Genomic DNA, 18,544 nt, shown 5'->3' on the forward strand with positions numbered 1-18,544 from the left:
CAACGGGGTGTGACCTGCGGGTCTGCCCGGGTGGGCCGGTCAGCGTGCCGGCAGGTACGGCGCCGTCGACGGGAGGCCCATGTCCGAGGGGAGCAGGGAACCCACCCAGATGTCCCGGCGTACCCCCTTGTTGTTCATCGCGGAGCGCAGCGTGCCCTCGATCGTGAAGCCCGCTCGTTCCGCCACCGCGCGGGACGCCCGGTTCCCCACCTCCGCACGCCATTCGACGCGGTCGAGTGCGGCGTGGGTGAAGGCCCAGCGGCAGGCGGCGAGGGCGGCCTCGGTGACATAGCCGTTGGCGCGGTGCTCCTTCACGGCCCAGAAGCCGATCTCGCCCATGCCCAGGGCGCGCAGGGTGATGCCGAGCATGCCCGTCAGTTCCCCGGAGTGCAGGAAGACGCCGAAGGTGAACATGGAGCCGTCCGCCCAGCCGTCGGGGACCAGTTGTTCCGTGAAGCTCCGGGCGTGCTCGCGCAGGTAGGGCGAGGGGATCGTGGTCCACCGCTGGACGTCGGGGTCCTGGCAGGCGTCGTACACCGCGTCGGTCTCCTGGGAGCCGACCGTGCGCAGCAGGAGACGGTCCGTGGTGAGGGTGACGGGGTCCATCGACCGATTCTGCTCGGAGGCCGGTCACGACGCCATGCCTTTGCCGTCAGTGAAAGGGCGGTCACGCGTTGTGCAATTCGGTGGAGAGGTGCGGCACTATCCGAGGGGGCCGCACGTTGTCCCCTTTGAAGCAGACGTGAATCAGAATTGAAGCAGCGGACGGTCGCCGTCACGGCAGGCCCTCCCGGCGCGGTGGGGTCCTCGCATACGATGGCCGTTGCTCAGTAAGTCAAGTGGTAACCGACCGTCCCAGGCCCGACCGGCAAGGAGACCAACCCCCGTGTCCGTCCTCTCGAAGATCATGCGTGCAGGCGAAGGCAAGATCCTGCGCAGGCTGCACCGCATCGCGGACCAGGTCAACTCCATCGAAGAGGACTTCGTCGACCTCTCCGACGCCGAGCTGCGCGCCCTCACCGATGAGTACAAGCAGCGCTACGCCGACGGCGAGACCCTGGACGACCTGCTGCCCGAAGCGTTCGCCACCGTCCGCGAGGCCGCCAAGCGCGTCCTCGGCCAGCGTCACTACGACGTGCAGATGATGGGTGGCGCGGCCCTGCACATGGGCTACGTGGCCGAGATGAAGACCGGTGAGGGCAAGACCCTCGTCGGCACCCTGCCGGCGTACCTGAACGCCCTGTCCGGCAAGGGCGTCCACATCATCACGGTCAACGACTACCTGGCCGAGCGCGACTCCGAGATGATGGGCCGCGTCCACCGGTTCCTGGGCCTCGAGGTCGGCTGCATCCTCGCCAACATGACGCCGGCTCAGCGCCGCGAGCAGTACGCCTGCGACATCACGTACGGCACGAACAACGAGTTCGGCTTCGACTACCTGCGCGACAACATGGCGTGGTCCCAGGACGAGCTCGTCCAGCGGGGCCACAACTTCGCCATCGTCGACGAGGTCGACTCCATCCTCATCGACGAGGCCCGTACGCCGCTGATCATCTCCGGCCCGGCCGACCAGGCCACCAAGTGGTACGGGGACTTCGCCAAGCTGGTCAAGCGCCTCAAGCGCGGCGAGGCCGGCCAGCCGCTCAAGGGTCTCGAGGAGACCGGCGACTACGACGTCGACGAGAAGAAGCGCACGGTCGCCATCCACGAGTCCGGTGTCGCCAAGGTCGAGGACTGGCTGGGCATCGACAACCTCTACGAGTCGGTGAACACCCCTCTGGTGGGCTACCTGAACAACGCCATCAAGGCCAAGGAGCTCTTCAAGAAGGACAAGGACTACGTCATCATCGACGACGAGGTCATGATCGTCGACGAGCACACCGGACGTATCCTCGCGGGCCGCCGCTACAACGAGGGAATGCACCAGGCGATCGAGGCCAAGGAAGCGGTGCCGATCAAGGACGAGAACCAGACGCTCGCCACGATCACCCTTCAGAACTTCTTCCGCCTCTACAAGCGCCACGACCACAACGACAAGGAACAGCCCGGCCTCTGCGGCATGACCGGTACGGCCATGACCGAGGCCGCCGAGTTCCACCAGATCTACAAGCTCGGCGTGGTGCCCATCCCGACGAACCGGCCGATGGTCCGCAAGGACCAGTCGGACCTGATCTACCGGACCGAGGTCGCCAAGTTCGAGGCGGTCGTCGACGACATCGAGGAGAAGCACCGCAAGGGCCAGCCGATCCTCGTCGGCACGACCTCCGTCGAGAAGTCCGAGTACCTTTCGCAGCAGCTCAGCAAGCGCGGCATCCAGCACGAGGTGCTCAACGCCAAGCAGCACGACCGGGAGGCGACGATCGTCGCCCAGGCCGGCCGCAAGGGCGCCGTCACCGTGGCCACCAACATGGCCGGCCGTGGTACGGACATCAAGCTCGGCGGCAGCCCGGACGACCTCGCCGAGGCGGAGCTGCGCCAGCGCGGCCTCGACCCCGAGGAGCACATCGAGGAGTGGGCGCACGCCCTGCCCGAGGCTCTCGAGCGGGCCGAGAAGGCCGTCCAGAACGAGAAGGACGAGGTCGAGAAGCTCGGCGGGCTCTACGTGCTGGGCACCGAGCGGCACGAGTCGCGGCGCATCGACAACCAGCTGCGCGGTCGTTCCGGCCGACAGGGCGACCCGGGTGAGTCCCGCTTCTACCTCTCCCTCGGCGATGACCTGATGCGCCTGTTCAAGGCCCAGATGGTCGAGCGCGTGATGTCGATGGCGAACGTCCCGGACGACGTGCCGATCGAGAACAAGATGGTCACGCGCGCGATCGCCTCCGCCCAGTCGCAGGTCGAGCAGCAGAACTTTGAAACCCGTAAGAACGTTCTGAAGTACGACGAGGTCCTCAACCGCCAGCGCGAGGTCATCTACGGCGAGCGGCGCCGCGTCCTGGAGGGCGAGGACCTGCACGAGCAGGTGCAGCACTTCATGGACGACACCATCGACGCCTACGTCCAGGCCGAGACCGCCGAGGGCTTCCCCGAGGACTGGGACCTCGACCGGCTGTGGGGCGCCTTCAAGCAGCTCTACCCGTGCAACGTCACCGTCGAGGAGCTGGAGGAGGCGGCCGGCGACCGTGCCGGGCTGACCGCCGAGTTCATCGGCGACTCCATCAAGGACGACATCCACGACCAGTACGCGGCGCGTGAGGCGCAGCTCGGCTCCGAGATCATGCGCGAGCTGGAGCGCCGGGTCGTGCTGTCGGTCCTGGACCGCAAGTGGCGCGAGCACCTCTACGAGATGGACTACCTCCAGGAGGGCATCGGTCTGCGCGCCATGGCGCAGAAGGACCCGCTGGTCGAGTACCAGCGCGAGGGCTTCGACATGTTCACCGCCATGATGGAGGGCATCAAGGAGGAGTCCGTCGGCTACCTGTTCAACCTGGAGGTCCAGGTCGAGCAGCAGGTCGAGGAGGTCCCGGTGGAGGACACCAAGCCGGTGGCCGACCTCGAGAAGCAGGACGCGGTGCCGGCGCAGGCGGGCTCCCGGCCGGAGATCCGCGCCAAGGGGCTCGACGTCCCGCAGCGGCGCAACCTGCACTTCTCCGCGCCGACGGTCGACGGTGAGGGCGGCACCATCGAGGGTGACTTCACCGAGGACGGCGAGCCGGTGCGCTCCGAGGCCGACGGCCTGACGCGTGCGGAGCGGCGCAAGCAGTCGCGGAGCCGGGGGCGTCGCAAGAAGTGACGGTTGCCGAGGCGCCGTAGCCGGCTTGAGGGGCCGGACACCTGAGGGTGTCCGGCCCCTCGGTTTTGTGCGCCTCAGTCGGACTCCGGGCGGGGCGGGCGGGGGCCGAGTTCCACCGCCGTGCAGCGCCAGCGGAGGTCCTGGCCGAGTTCCAGGCGGAAGGCCATGGCGCGCAGCCGGTCGCCGGCGCCGACGCGTGCGAAGGCCTCGATGGCGCCCGGCCGGGGTTCGAAGTAGCCGATGTCGCGTACGATGGGGCGGGCGCCGCGGGTGCGCAGGGGGCCGCGTTCGGCCAGCCAGGCCAGTTCGTCGTAGGCGCGGCCGCGGGTGTGGCGGAGCATCGAGTGGACGGGGCGGTGGCCGCTCAGGACGGCGACGAGGAGGTCGGCGAACACGTCGGTGGGCAGAGGCTGGGGGATCGCCGCGTGCCGGGGCCCTTGAGCCGGGACGCGCGGGGCGGCTTCGGTGGAGGTGGAGGCCGGGGCGGCGAGGTCCGTGCCCGGCGCCCGGGTGGCGGCTGTCTCCGGGGCCCTGCGGGGGGCTGTGCGGGTCGGGGCGAGGGTCGGTGGGCGAGTGTCCGCCGGGCGGGTGCGGGAGGCCCTGGCGCGAGCGGAGGCGGGTGGACGACCGCCCGCAGCCGAAGGCCGGGAGCGCCCGCTGCCGGGGGAACGCGGGGGTGCGGCAGCGGCGGGGGCGGGCGCGGCGGATCCGGGGCCGGCGGGGGTGCGGGGTGTGGTGCTTGGAGCTCGGCGCGGCGCTGCGCTGTAGGGGGTGCGGGGTGGGGTGCGGGGTGTGCGGTTCGCGGGGGTGTGGGGGGCTGTGCGGGCCAGGGCGTCGGGTGCGGTGCTGTCGAGAGCGGCGGGTGCGGTGCGCGTGGAGGTGCCGGGTGCGGTGCTCGTAGATCGGTGGGGCGCTGCGGTGTCGGGGGTGCGGGGTGTGGGGTCCGCCGGAGGTCGCGGGGTGGCGGTGTCGGCGGGCACGCGGGGTGTGGTGCTCGTAGATCGGTGGGGCGCTGCGGTGCCGGGGGCGGGCGAGGTGGTGCCGGGGGCTGTGCTGCCGCGGGAGGCGGACGTCGGGGAGTGAGACGTCGGGCGGTGTTGGGTCCTGGTCATGACCTTGTGCATGGGGGTCCCCGTTTCGTGGGCCCGGTTGATACCGGGGAGTAACTTCGGGTTGGTGATCTTGTACGGGGCCGACGGGGGCTGGAGCAAGGAAGCGGGAACCTGGTTCGCGGGCGCCGGAACCTTCACCTATCCGGGTGATGTCGGGGGCGTGGAGCCCGAGATCGCGGAGGTGTGCCGGGTGAATTCCGGGCCTGGGGTGGACGCGTCCGGCGCCCAGGGCCGGGACTCGAAAGGGGACGCCCCGCACGTATCCTGAAGGCCCTCCGGGAGCTCTCCGGAGCTCTCCTGATCCCTCTGACCACGACCATGACCACGAAAGCGGCCAGCCATGCGTGTCTATGTGCCCCTGACCCTCCCCGGTCTCGCCGAGGCGTACAAGACGGGTGAGCTGGGAGCCGGCGGGTTCGTCGCCTTCACCGTGACGCCAGGGCTGCGCGACTGGTACGCCTCCGACGACATCGAGGAACTGGAGTACGCGGCGCTCGGCCGGGCCGCGCTGGCCTCACTGCGCCTGCTGGCGGCTGAGCCCGAGGCCCCGCGGCGCCGGATCGTGATCGCTGTGGACGTGCCCGACCGGGCCACGAGCGCGGATCACGACCCGGCGGAGCCGGGGGAGGTGCGGGTCGCGGGGCCGGTGCCGTTGGGCAAGGCCGCGTCCGTGCACGTCGACGCGGCGGACGCGCAGGCCGGGGTGACGGCGGCCGCCGAGGCGCTGCCGGCGGCGGACCGCGGGGACGACGACGCGCAGTCCGTCGTGGACGGCGCCGAGGACCACGAGCTGCTGTGGTTCGCCACGCAGGAGATCGCGAACCTGGTGGGCCACGGAGGCTGAACCGGCCGCGGGGGGCGCGTTGAGGTGCCGTTCTCTTGATTGTCAGTGCGGGCGGGTACGTTTTTGGGCATGGGGATGAAGACGGGCGCGCACATTGTCTGGGATTGGAACGGGACGCTGTTCCACGACATCGACGCGATCATCGGGGCGACGAACGCGGCCTTCGCCGAGCTGGGGCTGGAGCCGCTGACGCTGGAGAAGTACCGGGAGCTGTACTGCGTACCGGTGCCGAAGTTCTATGAGCGGCTGATGGGGCGGCTGCCGACCGAGGCCGAGTGGGAGGCCATGGACGACATCTTCCACCGGTACTACGCCGAGCACCGGACGGCGTGCGGGCTGACGGTGGGGGCCGTGGAGCTGCTGGCCGGGTGGTGCTCCGCGGGGCGCAGCCAGTCGATCCTGAGCATGTACGTGCACGAGGAGCTGGTTCCGCTGGTGCGCGGGTTCGGCATCGAGCCGCATTTCATACGGGTGGACGGGCGGACCGGGCCGTCGGGGGGCAGCAAGGCCGAGCACATGGTGCGGCACCTCGCGTCGCTGAGCGGCGTGGCGCCGGAGCGGACCGTGGTGATCGGGGACGCGGCGGACGACGCGGTGGCCGCGCTGCATGTGGGAGCCCGGGCCGTGCTGTACACCGGCGGGTCGCACAGTCGGGTGAGTCTGGAAACCGTCGGCGTTCCTGTCGTGGACACGCTTGAGGAAGCGGTTGCCGAGGCGGAGCGGCTCGCGGCCTGACGGGCGCACCTGACCGAAACCGGTAGCGACACTGTGCAGAACGTCAAACTTCCAGGGCTGGTTTTGTACACATACGGCTCATGACGGAGCCCCTGTAAGGAGCGATAGCCTTGGTGGCGTGATCAGCGCGATAGTTCGCGGGGACGTCGTCGTCCCTGCCCTGCGCCCGGAGAGCACGGACGACATCCGTGACCGGGCGGCGGTCGCTGGTCTTCGCGGGCGGGACGTGACATCGAAGGCTCCCGGGACCCCGAGCATCACCTGGATTCGGGCGTCGCAGAGAGCAGCGTCACACCGGTGGAGCAGCTCAAGAATGGCTCAGACACCCCCGCTCATCTCACCTTGCGGCATAGCGTCGGAACAGACCGGATACCCCGTGTCACGACGTGAGGTCGTAAGCGCAGAGGCCGTACTTCCTTCTACGTCACGCAACGGCGCGCGACAGGAGCCAGAGGACAATGCAGACCAAGCTGGACGAAGCCAAGGCCGAGTTGCTCGAGAGGGCCGCCCGGGTAGCTGAGAACAGCCCGGTCGGGGGGCACCTACCGACCGGGTCGACGGGCGAGGAGACCCCAGACGCCCAGAAGGCCCCGGACCGCGAGACCCTCCTGACGTTCCTCCAGCGTTACTACCTGCACACGGCCCCGGAGGACCTCACCGACCGCGATCCGGTCGATGTCTTCGGAGCTGCCGTATCGCACTACCGGCTGGCCGAGAACCGCCCCCAGGGCACGGCGAACGTGCGGGTGCACACCCCTACCGTCGAAGAGAACGGGTGGACCTGCAGCCACTCCGTGGTCGAGGTCGTCACCGACGACATGCCCTTCCTCGTCGACTCCGTCACCAATGAGCTGACGCGTCAGGGGCGCGGGATCCACGTCGTCATCCACCCCCAGTTCGTGGTGCGGCGCGATGTCACCGGCAAGCTCATCGAGGTCCTGTCGACCCCGCCCACCGGCGACCTTCCGCACGACGCGCACGTCGAGTCCTGGATCCACGTCGAGATCGACCGCGAGACCGACCGGGCCGATCTGAAGCAGATCACCGCCGACTTGCTGCGTGTGCTGTCCGACGCGCGTGAGGCCGTCGAGGACTGGGGCAAGATGCGCGAGGCGGCGATCCGGCTGGCGGAGGGGCTGCCGGACGAGCCCATCCCCGCCGACCTGCCCGGCCCCCAGGTCGAAGAGGCCCGCGAGCTGCTGCGCTGGCTGGCCGACGACCACTTCACCTTCCTCGGCTACCGCGAGTACCAGCTCCGCGAAGACGACTCGCTGGCCGCCGTGCCCGGCACCGGGCTCGGCATACTGCGCGCGGACCCGCACCACGCGGCCGAGGAGAGCCACCCGGTCAGCCCCTCGTTCGAGCGGCTGCCCGCCGATGCCCGGGCCAAGGCGCGCGAGCACAAGCTGCTCGTGCTGACCAAGGCGAACAGCCGGGCGACCGTGCACCGGCCGTCGTACCTGGACTACATCGGCGTCAAGAAGTTCGACGCCGACGGCAACGTCATCGGCGAGCGCCGGTTCCTCGGGCTGTTCTCCTCCGCCGCCTACACCGAGTCCGTGCGCCGGGTCCCGGTCATCCGGCGCAAGGTCGAGGAGGTCCTGGAGAAGGCGGGATTCTCGCCCAACAGCCACGACGGCCGCGACCTGACGCAGATCCTGGAGACGTACCCGCGCGACGAGCTCTTCCAGACCCCGGCCGACGAGCTGCGGGCCATCGTCACCTCCGTGCTCTACCTCCAGGAGCGCAGGCGCCTCAGGCTCTACCTGCGCCAGGACGAGTACGGGCGCTACTACTCGGCCCTCGTCTACCTCCCGCGCGACCGCTACACCACGGCCGTCCGCCTGCGGATCATCGAGATCCTGAAGGAGGAGCTGGGCGGCATCAGCGTCGACTTCACCGCCTGGAACACCGAGTCGATCCTGTCCCGGCTGCACTTCGTGGTCCGGGTCCCGCAGGGCACCGAACTGCCGGAGCTGTCCGACTCCGACAAGGAGCGCATCGAGGCCCGGCTGGTGGAGGCCGCCCGCTCCTGGGAGGACGCCTTCGCCGAGGCGCTCAACGCCGAGCTCGGCGAGGAGCACGCGGCCGAGGCGATGCGCCGCTACGCGCACGCCTTCCCCGAGGGCTACAAGGCCGACCACAACCCGCGCGCCGCGGTCGCCGACCTCGTCCACCTCGAGCAGCTGAACAGCGAGGCGGACAAGGACTTCGCGCTCAGCCTCTACGAGCCGGTGGGCGCCGCCCCCGAGGAGCGCCGCTTCAAGATCTACCGCACGGGCGACGCGATCTCCCTCTCTGCCGTCCTGCCGGTCCTCAACCGGCTCGGTGTCGAGGTCGTCGACGAGCGGCCGTACGAACTGCGCTGCTCGGACCGCAGCGTGGCCTGGATCTACGACTTCGGTCTGCGCATGCCCCGCGCCAACGGCGGCGGCGACTACTTCGGCGACGACGCCCGCGAGCGCTTCCAGGACGCCTTCTCCGCCACCTGGACCGGCAAGGCGGAGAACGACGGCTTCAACGCCCTCGTGCTGAGCGCCGGGCTGACCTGGCGCCAGGCGGTGGTCCTGCGGGCGTACGCCAAGTACCTGCGCCAGGCCGCGTCGACGTTCAGCCAGGACTACATGGAGGACACCCTCCGCAACAACGTCCACACCACCCGCCTGCTCGTCTCCCTGTTCGAGGCGCGGATGTCGCCCGACCGGCAGCGCGCGGGGCACGAGATCGTGGACGCGCTGCTGGAGGAGGTCGACGCGGCCCTCGACCAGGTGGCCTCGCTCGACGAGGACCGGATCCTCAGGTCCTTCCTGACGGTCATCAAGGCGACGCTGCGGACCAACTTCTTCCAGGAGGCCGCGGGCGGCAAGCCGCACGACTACGTCTCCATGAAGTTCGACCCGCAGGCCATCCCCGACCTGCCGGCACCCCGCCCGGCGTTCGAGATCTGGGTGTACTCGCCGCGCGTCGAGGGCGTGCACCTGCGCTTCGGCAAGGTCGCGCGCGGTGGCCTGCGCTGGTCCGACCGGCGTGAGGACTTCCGCACCGAGATCCTCGGCCTGGTCAAGGCGCAGATGGTCAAGAACACCGTCATCGTGCCGGTGGGCGCCAAGGGCGGCTTCGTCGCCAAGCAGCTGCCCGACCCGTCCGTGGACCGGGACGCGTGGCTCGCCGAGGGCGTCGCCAGCTACAAGACGTTCATCTCGGCCCTGCTCGACATCACCGACAACATGGTCGCCGGCGAGGTCGTGCCCCCGGCGGACGTCGTCCGGCACGACGAGGACGACACCTACCTCGTCGTCGCCGCCGACAAGGGCACCGCGACCTTCTCCGACATCGCCAACGGGGTCGCCGAGAACTACAACTTCTGGCTCGGTGACGCCTTCGCCTCCGGCGGCTCCGCCGGCTACGACCACAAGGGCATGGGCATCACCGCCCGCGGCGCCTGGGAGTCCGTCAAGCGGCACTTCCGCGACATGGGCGTCGACACCCAGACCGAGGACTTCACGGTCGTCGGCATCGGCGACATGTCCGGTGACGTGTTCGGCAACGGCATGCTGCTCTCCGAGCACATCCGCCTGGTGGCCGCCTTCGACCACCGGCACATCTTCATCGACCCGAACCCGGACGCCGCCACCTCCTACGCCGAGCGCCGCCGCCTGTTCGAGCTGCCCCGCTCCAGCTGGGAGGACTACGACAAGGACCTGCTGTCGGCCGGCGGCGGCATCTTCCCGCGCACGGCCAAGGCGATCCCGGTCAACGCGCACATCCGCGAGGCCCTCGGCATCGAGGCCAAGGTCACCAAGCTGACCCCGGCCGACCTGATGAAGGCGATCCTGCACGCGCCGGTGGACCTGCTGTGGAACGGCGGCATCGGCACGTACGTCAAGTCCTCCACCGAGTCCAACGCGGATGTCGGCGACAAGGCCAACGACGCCATCCGCGTCAACGGCGAGGACCTGCGCGTCAAGGTCGTCGGAGAGGGCGGCAACCTCGGCCTGACCCAGCTCGGCCGGATCGAGTTCGCGCTGCAGGGCGGCCGGATCAACACCGACGCCATCGACAACAGCGCGGGCGTGGACACCTCCGACCACGAGGTGAACATCAAGATCCTGCTCAACGGCCTGGTCCGGGACGGTGACATGACCGTCAAGCAGCGCAACAAGCTGCTCGCCGAGATGACCGACGAGGTCGGCCACCTGGTGCTGCGCAACAACTACGCGCAGAACACGGCGATCGCCAACGCCCTCGCCCAGTCCAGCGCCATGCTCCACGCCCAGCAGCGCTTCATGAAGCACCTGGTCAGGGAGGGTCATCTCGACCGGGCGCTGGAGTTCCTGCCCACCGACCGGCAGATCCGCGAGCGGCTCGCCCAGGGGCAGGGCCTGACCGGCCCGGAGACGGCCGTGCTGCTGGCGTACACGAAGATCACGGTCGCCGAGGAGCTGCTGCACACCTCGCTGCCGGACGACCCGTACCTGAGCACCCTGCTGCACGCGTACTTCCCGACCGAGCTGCGCGAGCAGTTCCCCGAGCACCTCGTCTGCCACCCGCTGCGCCGTGAGATCACCACGACCGTGCTGGTCAACGACACGGTGAACACGGGCGGTACGACGTATCTGCACCGGCTGCGCGAGGAGACCGGCGCGTCGCTGGAGGAGATCGTGCGGGCGCAGACCGCGGCCCGGGCGATCTTCCGCCAGTCCCCGGTGTGGGACGGGGTCGAAGCACTCGACAACAAGGTCGAGGCCGAGGTCCAGACCCGCATCCGGCTGCACGCCCGCCGCCTGGTGGAGCGCGGCACGCGCTGGCTGCTCAACAACCGGCCGCAGCCGCTGCAGCTGGCCGAGACCGTCGACTTCTTCGCCGACCGCGTCGAGCAGGTCTGGTCGCAGCTGCCCAAGCTGCTGCGCGGCGCCGACCAGGAGTGGTACGGGAAGATCTACGACGAACTGACGGGCGTCGGCGTCCCGGACGAACTCGCCACCCGGGTGGCGGGCTTCTCCTCGGCCTTCCCGACGCTCGACATCGTCTCGATCGCCGACCGCATGGACCGGGAACCGCTGGACGTCGCCGAGGTCTACTACGACCTCGCCGACCGGCTGCGCATCACCCAGCTCATGGACCGCATCTCCGAGCTGCCCCGCACCGACCGCTGGCAGTCCATGGCCCGTGCGGCGATCCGCGAGGACCTGTACGCGGCGCACGCGGCGGTGACCGCCGACGTCCTGGCCGTGGGTGACGGCACCTCGACGCCCGAGCAGCGCTACAAGGCGTGGGAGCAGAAGAACGCGGCGATCCTCGGCCGGGCCCGCGCCACGCTGGAGGAGATCCAGAGCTCCGAGTCGTTCGACCTCGCCAACCTGTCGGTGGCGATGCGCACGATGAGGACGCTGCTGCGCACGCACTCGTAGCGGCGGGACGTACGGCGTGACAGGCGCCCCGGGCCGGAATCGGCCCGGGGCGCCTGTTCTTGGGCCGCTTCGGCGTCTACCGGACCTGGGTGTTCCAGCACGAGGAGCTGGCCGCCCGGGGCCGGGACGCGGGGCTACTTGAGCGCGCTCGCCACCAGCCGCACGGCCCTCTTCACCCTCGGGCGGGCCAGTCTGCGGGCCGTCGGGCGGATCAGCTTCGCCGTGACCCCCACCGGCTCCCAGCGGACCTGGAGGCGGCCCGGGGCGTGGCCCTCCGGTTCCACCGTCAGGTGGTGGGAGGGGACGCGGGTCGTCAGGGTGGGGAAGGTCAGGGGGGCCAGGAGCAGGCCCGTGTGGGAGAGGCCCTGGTGCTGGAGGCGGAGCAGCGGGTGGCGGATGCCCGCGAACCCGTGGAGGGGGAGCGAGGCCGCCCCGAGGTCCAGGTGGGCGTGGCCCTCGAAGAGGCCGGGACGCACGGGGGAGAGGCGGAAGTGGACGCGTAGGCGGCGGCCGCCCGGGGCGATGAGAAGCGTCGCCCGTTGCGGGCCCACGGGGAGGCGCAGCGCCGGGTCGTAGGTGCGGATCGCGAGGTCGATCGAGGCGCCCGGGCCCCGGGTGATCTCCGTGATCTCGTGGCGGAACTGGGCGCTCGGGAAGGGGCGGGTCTCCAACTCCAGGTCGGAGATGTCCAGTTCCCGGCGTGCCCATTCCGACTCGGGGACTCGGTCCCCCCAGTAGGTGCGGCCTTCCGCGTCGGCGGTCACGCGCCTCGGGCCCACTCCGTGGCCGAGGCCTCGGGCTGCCAGGCGGGCCTCCGGCAGCCGGCGGTCGCGGATCAGCTGGACGACGACGCGTTCGGCGCGCGGGAGACGCGCGAACGCACCCGGCGTGAGCGTGTCGAGGTAGGGGGTGACGATGTCCGCGAAGGACGTCAGCCAGGCGTCGTCCCGGTAGGGCAGGTCACCGGCGTACATCCGGAAGTCGTGCTTGAGGAACTTGTGGTCCTTGTCCTCGCGCAGCGACTCGTGCCCGCTCTCGGACAGGAACGCGTCGATGAGGTGCTGGACGTGGACGCGGTCCCGGACGTTGGCCAGCTTGTGCCGCTGGTTGGATATCGAGGCCGTCTCGGAGGCCGCGAAGGGCGCCACATACCAGCGGTAGACCGGCTCCGGAATGATCGTGAAGGTCTTGGCCAGGCAGTACGCCTGCGCCGAGAACAGCTGGTCCTCGTAGTGGATGCCCTCGGGGAAGCGCAGGTCGTGCCGGTCGAGGAAGGCGCGGGCGTACATCTTGCTGGTGGACAGGTGCTCGAAGAACAGCCGCGGGTCGGCCTCGATGCCGTCGAGGGTGCGGCGCTCGGCGACCAGGTGCGGCATCCACGTCGAGCGGCGGCCGTTGTCCACGCGGACCCGTTGCACTGCTCCCATCGCGAAGTCGATCTCGCGTTCGCGGTGCGCGGCGAGCAGCAGTTCCACGGCGTTGTCGGGGAGTTCGTCGTCACTGTCGAGGAACATCAGGAACGGCGCCCGCGCGAGCTGCAGGGCGCGGTTGCGCGGGGCGCTGCAGCCGCCGCTGTTCCGCTCCAGGCGCAGATGGCGGATGCGGGGGTCCTGGGCCGCGAGCCGCTGAGCCACGGCCGGAGTCGCGTCCGTGGAGTGGTCGTCACTGATGACGATCTCGAGGTTGGCGTGGGTCTGGCGGCGGACCGATTCGACCGCGCGGGTGAGCCGTTCGGCGTCGTTGTAGACGATGACCGTCACGGTGACGTCGGGGGTGCTCATGCGGTCGCCTCCTGTGGGGTCGGGGCCGGAGTGCGTTCCTCGATCGGCAGCACGGGCGGTAGGTCCCGTCCGTCCTGGCCGAGGAAGACCCGGCGGACGACGCGTTCGGCGGCGCGTCCGTCGTCGTACTCGCAGAACCGGCGCCGGAAGACGGCCCGGGTCTTCGCCGCGCCCTCGTCGCGCCAGGCCTCGGTGGTGAGGATCTCCGTCAGTTCCTGCTGGGTGCGGGCGACCGGGCCCGGGGCCTCCGCCATGAGGTCGAAGTACACGCCGCGGGTCGTGCGGTACGTCTCCCAGTCGTCGGCGTGGATCACGATCGGCCGGTCGAGGTTGGCGTAGTCGAACATGATCGAGGAGTAGTCCGTGACCAGGACGTCCGCCGCCAGGCACAGTTCCTCGACCGGGTCGTAGGAGGAGACGTCGATGATCCGGCCGGTGCGGCGCAGGTTCGTGAGCGGGGTGGCGGCGCCGCCGTAGAAGTAGTGACCGCGCACGAGCAGGACCGTGTCCTCGCCCAGGCGGTCGGAGAGGGCGGCGAGGTCCAGGCGCGGGGTCCAGCCGGCCTCGTAGTCGCGGTGGGTGGGCGCGTAGAGGACGGCACGGCGGCCCGGGGTGATGCCGAGGCGGTCGCGGACCCTGCGGATGTCGCCGGCGCCGGCCGTGTAGTACACGTCGTTGCGCGGATAGCCGTGGTCCAGGGAGACGTAACGCGACGGGTACGCCCGCTCCCACATGCGGGTGGTGTGGCTGTTGGCGGAGACGCTGAAGTCCCACTTGTCGATGCGCTCCAGCAGCGCCGGGAAGTCCAGGCCCTGCGCGGCGGCCGGGAACGCCACCTGGTCGATGCCCATGCGCTTCAGGGGCGTGCCGTGGTGGGTCTGGACGTGGATCGCGTCCGGGCGTTTGACCACCGCGTTCGGGAAGTTGACGTTGTTGACGAGGTACTTGGCGGTCGCCAGCGCCTCCCAGTAGCGGCGGCTGCCGGGCACGACGTGGTCGGTGCCGGGCGGCAGGAGGGCCGCGTTCTCCTCAGTGACCACCCACACCGCGTGGATCTGCGGGGCCAGTTCGGCGAGCTTGGCGGCGATCGCGGCGGGATTGCAGGCGACGCCGCGGTTCCAGTACGCCGAGAACACGGCGAGATGCGGATTGACGGGGCGGCCGAGCGCCCTGCGGTACTGGTGGTCGCGGAGCTTGGCGCCGGCCTGGCGCTTGCGGGTCCGCAGGGCCGACTTGGCGGTGCGGCGGGTGCGGTTGACGGCCTGGAAGGCGCGGTACTTCGCGTAGGCGCCCTCCTCCAGGAGGGAGCGGCGGACGCCTTCGAGCCCGGCCGGACGGCGGTGGTTCTCGGGGCGGCGGCGCAGGGCGGCCAGGGACGCCCGGCGGAAGAACTCCCGCGCGACCTCCTCCGGCATGCCACCGCGCGCGAAGGTGCGCAGGCAGTCGCGGACCATGAGGTCGTAGAGCACGGTGTGCGCGGCGCGCCGGTCGCGGGTGAGGTCGAGGAGCGACTCGTAGCGCTCGACGAGGCCGTAGCGCTGCTCGGGCGTGACCGGGGGCAGGCTCGCGGGGCGCAGCCGGCGGTCCTCGTAGGCGACGTGCGGCAGGCAGGCGACGCGGTCGGCGAGCAGCAGGGCGGCCAGGGCGGCGTACGGCTCGTCGTCGGCGCTGAGCCGCGACTCGTGCGCCCGCCAGAAGTCCGCGCGCAGGACCCGGGTGCCGAGCAGCGGGGTCAGCCGCAGCAGCGGGGCGCAGTCGTCGAGGGTGACGTCGGCGCGGCCCGCCCGGGCGAGGATCGAGCCGTCCGGGGAGGGCATGCCGGAGGTGTGCCAGGTGCTGCGGACGTGGTCCAGGAGGAGGACGTCGACCTCACCGGGGAGTTCGGCGACCCGTTCGGCGACTGTGCGCGGGGTGCCGGCGGGCAGGCCGTCCTTGGCGTGGACGAAGTGCAGCCAGCGGCCGGAGGCCCGGGCCGCGCCCGCCGCCCGGGCCGCCGCGTCGCCCGTGCCGTCCGGCAACGGCACGACCTGCACGTCGGGGGCGTGCCGCTCGGCCGTCTCCCGGGCCCAGTCGCCGACCGCCGCCACGATCACCTCGGCGTCCGGGAGGGAGTGGGCGGCGAGGGAGTCGAGGAGTTCCGTCAGATGGTCCTGAACGTTCGGCCCGTGGACGACGACGCTGAGCTCGGCCATCGGGGACCCCCTCTCGCAGCTGCACCGTATGCGGTCATGCTGCCATCAATGAGACAAAAGGGCCGACCGGGTGGGCCTCACGAGGGAACGGCCGCCCTTACAAGGGAACGGCCGCCCTTACGAGGGGACGCCGGCCTTACGAGGGGACGCCGGCCTTCACGACGAGACGGCGACCTTCGGCCTGGCTTTCGGCTTCGGCTTGTCCGCCTTGTCGCCGGTGAACGCCTCGTACTCCTTGAGGACGTCCTCCGTCGGCCCGTCCATGCGCAGCTCGCCGCGCTCCAGCCACAGCACCCGGTCGCAGGTGTCGCGGATCGACTTGTTGTTGTGGCTGACCAGGAACACCGTGCCCGCGTGCTTGCGCAGCTCGCGGATGCGCTCCTCGGAGCGCTTCTGGAAGGAGCGGTCGCCGGTGGCCAGCGCCTCGTCGATCAGCAGGACGTCGTGGTCCTTGGCGGCGGCGATGGAGAACCGCAGGCGGGCCGCCATGCCGGAGGAGTACGTCCGCATCGGCAGGGTGATGAAGTCGCCCTTCTCGTTGATGCCCGAGAAGTCGACGATCTCCTGGTAGCGGTCCTTGATCTGTTCGCGGGACATGCCCATGGCCAGGCCGCCGAGGTGCACGTTGCGCTCGCCGGTCAGGTCGTTCATCAGGGCGGCGTTGACGCCGAGCAGAGAGGGCTGACCGTCGGTGTAGATACGGCCGTTCTCCACGGGGAGGAGCCCGGCGACGGCCTTCAGCAGGGTCGATTTTCCGGAGCCGTTGGTGCCGATCAGGCCGATCGCCTCGCCCCGGTAGGCGACGAAGGACACGTTCCTCACCGCGTGCACCCGGCGCACGCCCGATGCCTTCTCGGTCTGCTTGCGGCGCACGATGCGGTTGAGGGCGGCGGTCGCGGAGCCGCGTCCGGCGCCGGTGCCGTTGACGCGGTAGACGATGTCGACGCCGTCGGCGACGACGGTGGGGATCTTCTCGTTCGGGTGCTCAGCCACGGCCGTACGTCTCCTCAGCCTTCCAGAAGTAGATGAAGCCGCCGACCCCGGCGATCAGTGCCCAGGCGGTGGCGATCGCCCACACGTGGGCGGGGAGCTGGCTCGCGTGGAAGCTGTCGATCAGGGCGAAGCGCATCAGGTCGATGTAGACGGCGGCCGGGTTGGCCGCCAGCGCGATCTTCACCGCGTGGGGCAGGCTGTCGTTCTCCGCCAGCTTGTCGATGCTCCACATGACGCCCGAGACGTACATCCAGGTGCGCAGCACGAACGGCATCAGCTGGGCGATATCGGGGGTCTTGGCACCCATCCGGGCCATGACCATGGAGACGCCCGCGTTGAACGTGAACTGCAGGAACAGGGCCGGGAGCGCCAGCAACCAGGACACGCCGACCGGCACGCCGAAGCAGAGCAGGATGACGACCAGCGCGCCCATCGAGAACAGCAGCTGCTGGAGCTGCTGGAGGCAGAAGGAGATCGGCAGCGCGGCGCGCGGGAAGTGCAGGGCGCGCACCAGGCCGAGGTTGCCGGAGATGGCGCGGGTGCCCGCCATGATCGAGCTCTGCGTGAACGTCCAGATGAACACGCCCGTGACCAGGAACGGGATGTAGTCCGGCACGCCGTGCTTGGTGCCGAGCAGCACGCCGAAGATGAAGTAGTAGACCGCCGCGTTCAGCAGCGGGGTCATCACCTGCCAGACCTGGCCGAGCTTCGCCTGGCTGTACTGGGCGGTGAGCTTGGCGGTGGCGAACGCGGTGATGAAGTGGCGGCGGGCCCACAGCTGGCGGACGTACTCGGGCAGGGAGGGCCGGGCGCCGCTGACCGAGAGGCCGTGGCGGGCGGCGAGGGCCGTGAGGTCGTCGGCGGCAGTGGCCGGAGGCTGGGGCGGTGTGTGGAGGACCGTACTCACATCCGCTGCTTTCGCTCGGGGGCTGTGGGACCAGGGGGCCGCGAAGAGCAAGGGGTGGGGTGGCTTTTACCGGACTCTTCACGAATTCTTACGTCGGGACGGGACCGTATCGTCGTAACGGGAGCGTACGTCGGGTGAACGTCGGAACGCAACCGTCTCGTCGTGACGCCCTATGCTGTCGGCATGACGACGAAGCCCGACGAGCCCCAGCAGCCCCCGCGCCGCCGGGCCCCCGCGGGGGCGGCCGTACTGCGGGAGGACGTGACGGAAGCGATCCGGGCGGCCGTCTTCGAGGAGCTCGCGGCCGTCGGGTACGCGCGGATGTCCATCGAGGGGATCGCGCGCCGGGCGGGAGTCGGGAAGACGGCGGTGTACCGCCGCTGGCGCTCGAAGCTGCACCTGGTGCTCGACATCGTCTCGGCACTCGCCGTGCAGGGCCTGCCCGCGCCGGACACCGGCTCCCTCGAGGGCGACCTGCGGCTCCTCTACGAGGTGACGTCCCGCGCCCTGCGCCACCCCGTCGCCTCGCAGATCATCCCCGACCTCCAGGCCGAGGCGGCCCGCAACCCCGAGATCGCCGAGGCCATGCAGAAGGCCCTGCGCGAGGGGCAGGACGGCGTCGCCACCGGCATCGTGACGGCGGCGGAACGCCGCGGGGAGCTCCGCGAGGGCCTCGACCACGACCTCGCGCTCGACCTGATCTCCGGCCCGCTGTACTGGCGCTCGGTGGTGATCCGCACCCCGAAGCTGCCGAAGGGCTACCTGGGTTCCCTGGCCCGGGCCACGGCGGAGGCGTTGCGGGCGCTCTGAGGGGCTCCGCCGTCAGGGAGAGTGGT

General features: G+C 70.4%; 11 protein-coding genes. 5 read left to right on the forward strand and 6 right to left on the reverse strand.

From position 1 onward, the window contains the following. Positions 1–39: 39 nt before the first annotated feature. Positions 40–606, reverse strand: coding sequence for a GNAT family N-acetyltransferase (locus IE153_RS05035; protein ID WP_189588573.1), 567 nt, complete (start codon positions 604–606; stop codon positions 40–42). Between the two features lie 280 nt (positions 607–886). Between IE153_RS05035 and secA the strand changes: the two genes are divergently transcribed. Then, positions 887–3,733 carry a preprotein translocase subunit SecA gene (gene secA, locus IE153_RS05040; RefSeq protein ID WP_189588574.1) on the forward strand — a complete coding sequence of 949 codons (2,847 nt, stop codon included), beginning with the start codon at positions 887–889 and terminating at the stop codon, positions 3,731–3,733. A gap of 74 nt (positions 3,734–3,807) precedes the next feature. Here secA and IE153_RS42865 read toward each other — a convergent pair whose 3' ends face one another. Then, a complete protein-coding gene (locus tag IE153_RS42865; RefSeq protein ID WP_438817899.1) occupies positions 3,808–4,128 on the reverse strand; it encodes an Rv3235 family protein in 321 nt (106 codons plus the stop codon). Between the two features lie 1,057 nt (positions 4,129–5,185). Between IE153_RS42865 and IE153_RS05050 the strand changes: the two genes are divergently transcribed. The 3 genes from IE153_RS05050 to IE153_RS05060 all read left to right on the forward strand — a co-directional run bounded on the left by IE153_RS05050 (position 5,186) and on the right by IE153_RS05060 (position 11,835). Next, entirely contained in the window at positions 5,186–5,689 is a 504-nt protein-coding gene (locus IE153_RS05050; RefSeq protein ID WP_189588575.1) for a DUF6912 family protein, read from the forward strand. 69 nt (positions 5,690–5,758) lie between these two features. Then, the gene (locus IE153_RS05055) at positions 5,759–6,424 is read left to right on the forward strand and encodes an HAD family hydrolase (protein WP_189588576.1); all 666 of its coding nucleotides are present in this window, start codon (positions 5,759–5,761) and stop codon (positions 6,422–6,424) included. A 458-nt stretch (positions 6,425–6,882) separates the two neighbouring features. After that, entirely contained in the window at positions 6,883–11,835 is a 4,953-nt protein-coding gene (locus IE153_RS05060; RefSeq protein WP_189588577.1) for an NAD-glutamate dehydrogenase, read from the forward strand. 134 nt (positions 11,836–11,969) lie between these two features. On the opposite strand, the gene IE153_RS05065 is transcribed toward IE153_RS05060, so the two are convergent. The 4 genes from IE153_RS05065 to IE153_RS05080 form a co-directional block, all read right to left on the reverse strand. Continuing rightward, positions 11,970–13,616: a glycosyltransferase family 2 protein gene (locus tag IE153_RS05065; RefSeq protein ID WP_189588578.1), complete on the reverse strand. Its 1,647-nt coding sequence runs from the start codon at positions 13,614–13,616 to the stop codon at positions 11,970–11,972. Beyond that, on the reverse strand, positions 13,613–15,808 hold the full coding sequence (locus IE153_RS05070) for a CDP-glycerol glycerophosphotransferase family protein (RefSeq protein WP_189588579.1): 2,196 nt from the start codon (positions 15,806–15,808) through the stop codon (positions 13,613–13,615). The genes IE153_RS05065 and IE153_RS05070 overlap by 4 nt, the downstream gene beginning before the upstream one ends. Before the next feature lie 156 nt (positions 15,809–15,964). Then, a complete protein-coding gene (locus IE153_RS05075) occupies positions 15,965–16,801 on the reverse strand; it encodes an ABC transporter ATP-binding protein (protein WP_189588580.1) in 837 nt (278 codons plus the stop codon). Next, positions 16,794–17,708 carry an ABC transporter permease gene (locus IE153_RS05080; protein ID WP_189588581.1) on the reverse strand — a complete coding sequence of 305 codons (915 nt, stop codon included), beginning with the start codon at positions 17,706–17,708 and terminating at the stop codon, positions 16,794–16,796. The genes IE153_RS05075 and IE153_RS05080 overlap by 8 nt, the downstream gene beginning before the upstream one ends. Positions 17,709–17,891: 183 nt before the next feature. On the opposite strand from IE153_RS05080, the gene IE153_RS05085 reads away from it, so the two are divergent. Beyond that, positions 17,892–18,518 (forward strand): TetR/AcrR family transcriptional regulator, encoded by a 627-nt coding sequence (locus IE153_RS05085; RefSeq protein WP_189588582.1) that lies wholly within the window; start codon positions 17,892–17,894, stop codon positions 18,516–18,518. Positions 18,519–18,544: the final 26 nt, after the last annotated feature.

It is taken from the genome of Streptomyces massasporeus (genome assembly GCF_014648995.1).
GTDB classification, from domain to species: Bacteria; Actinomycetota; Actinomycetes; order Streptomycetales; family Streptomycetaceae; genus Streptomyces; species Streptomyces massasporeus.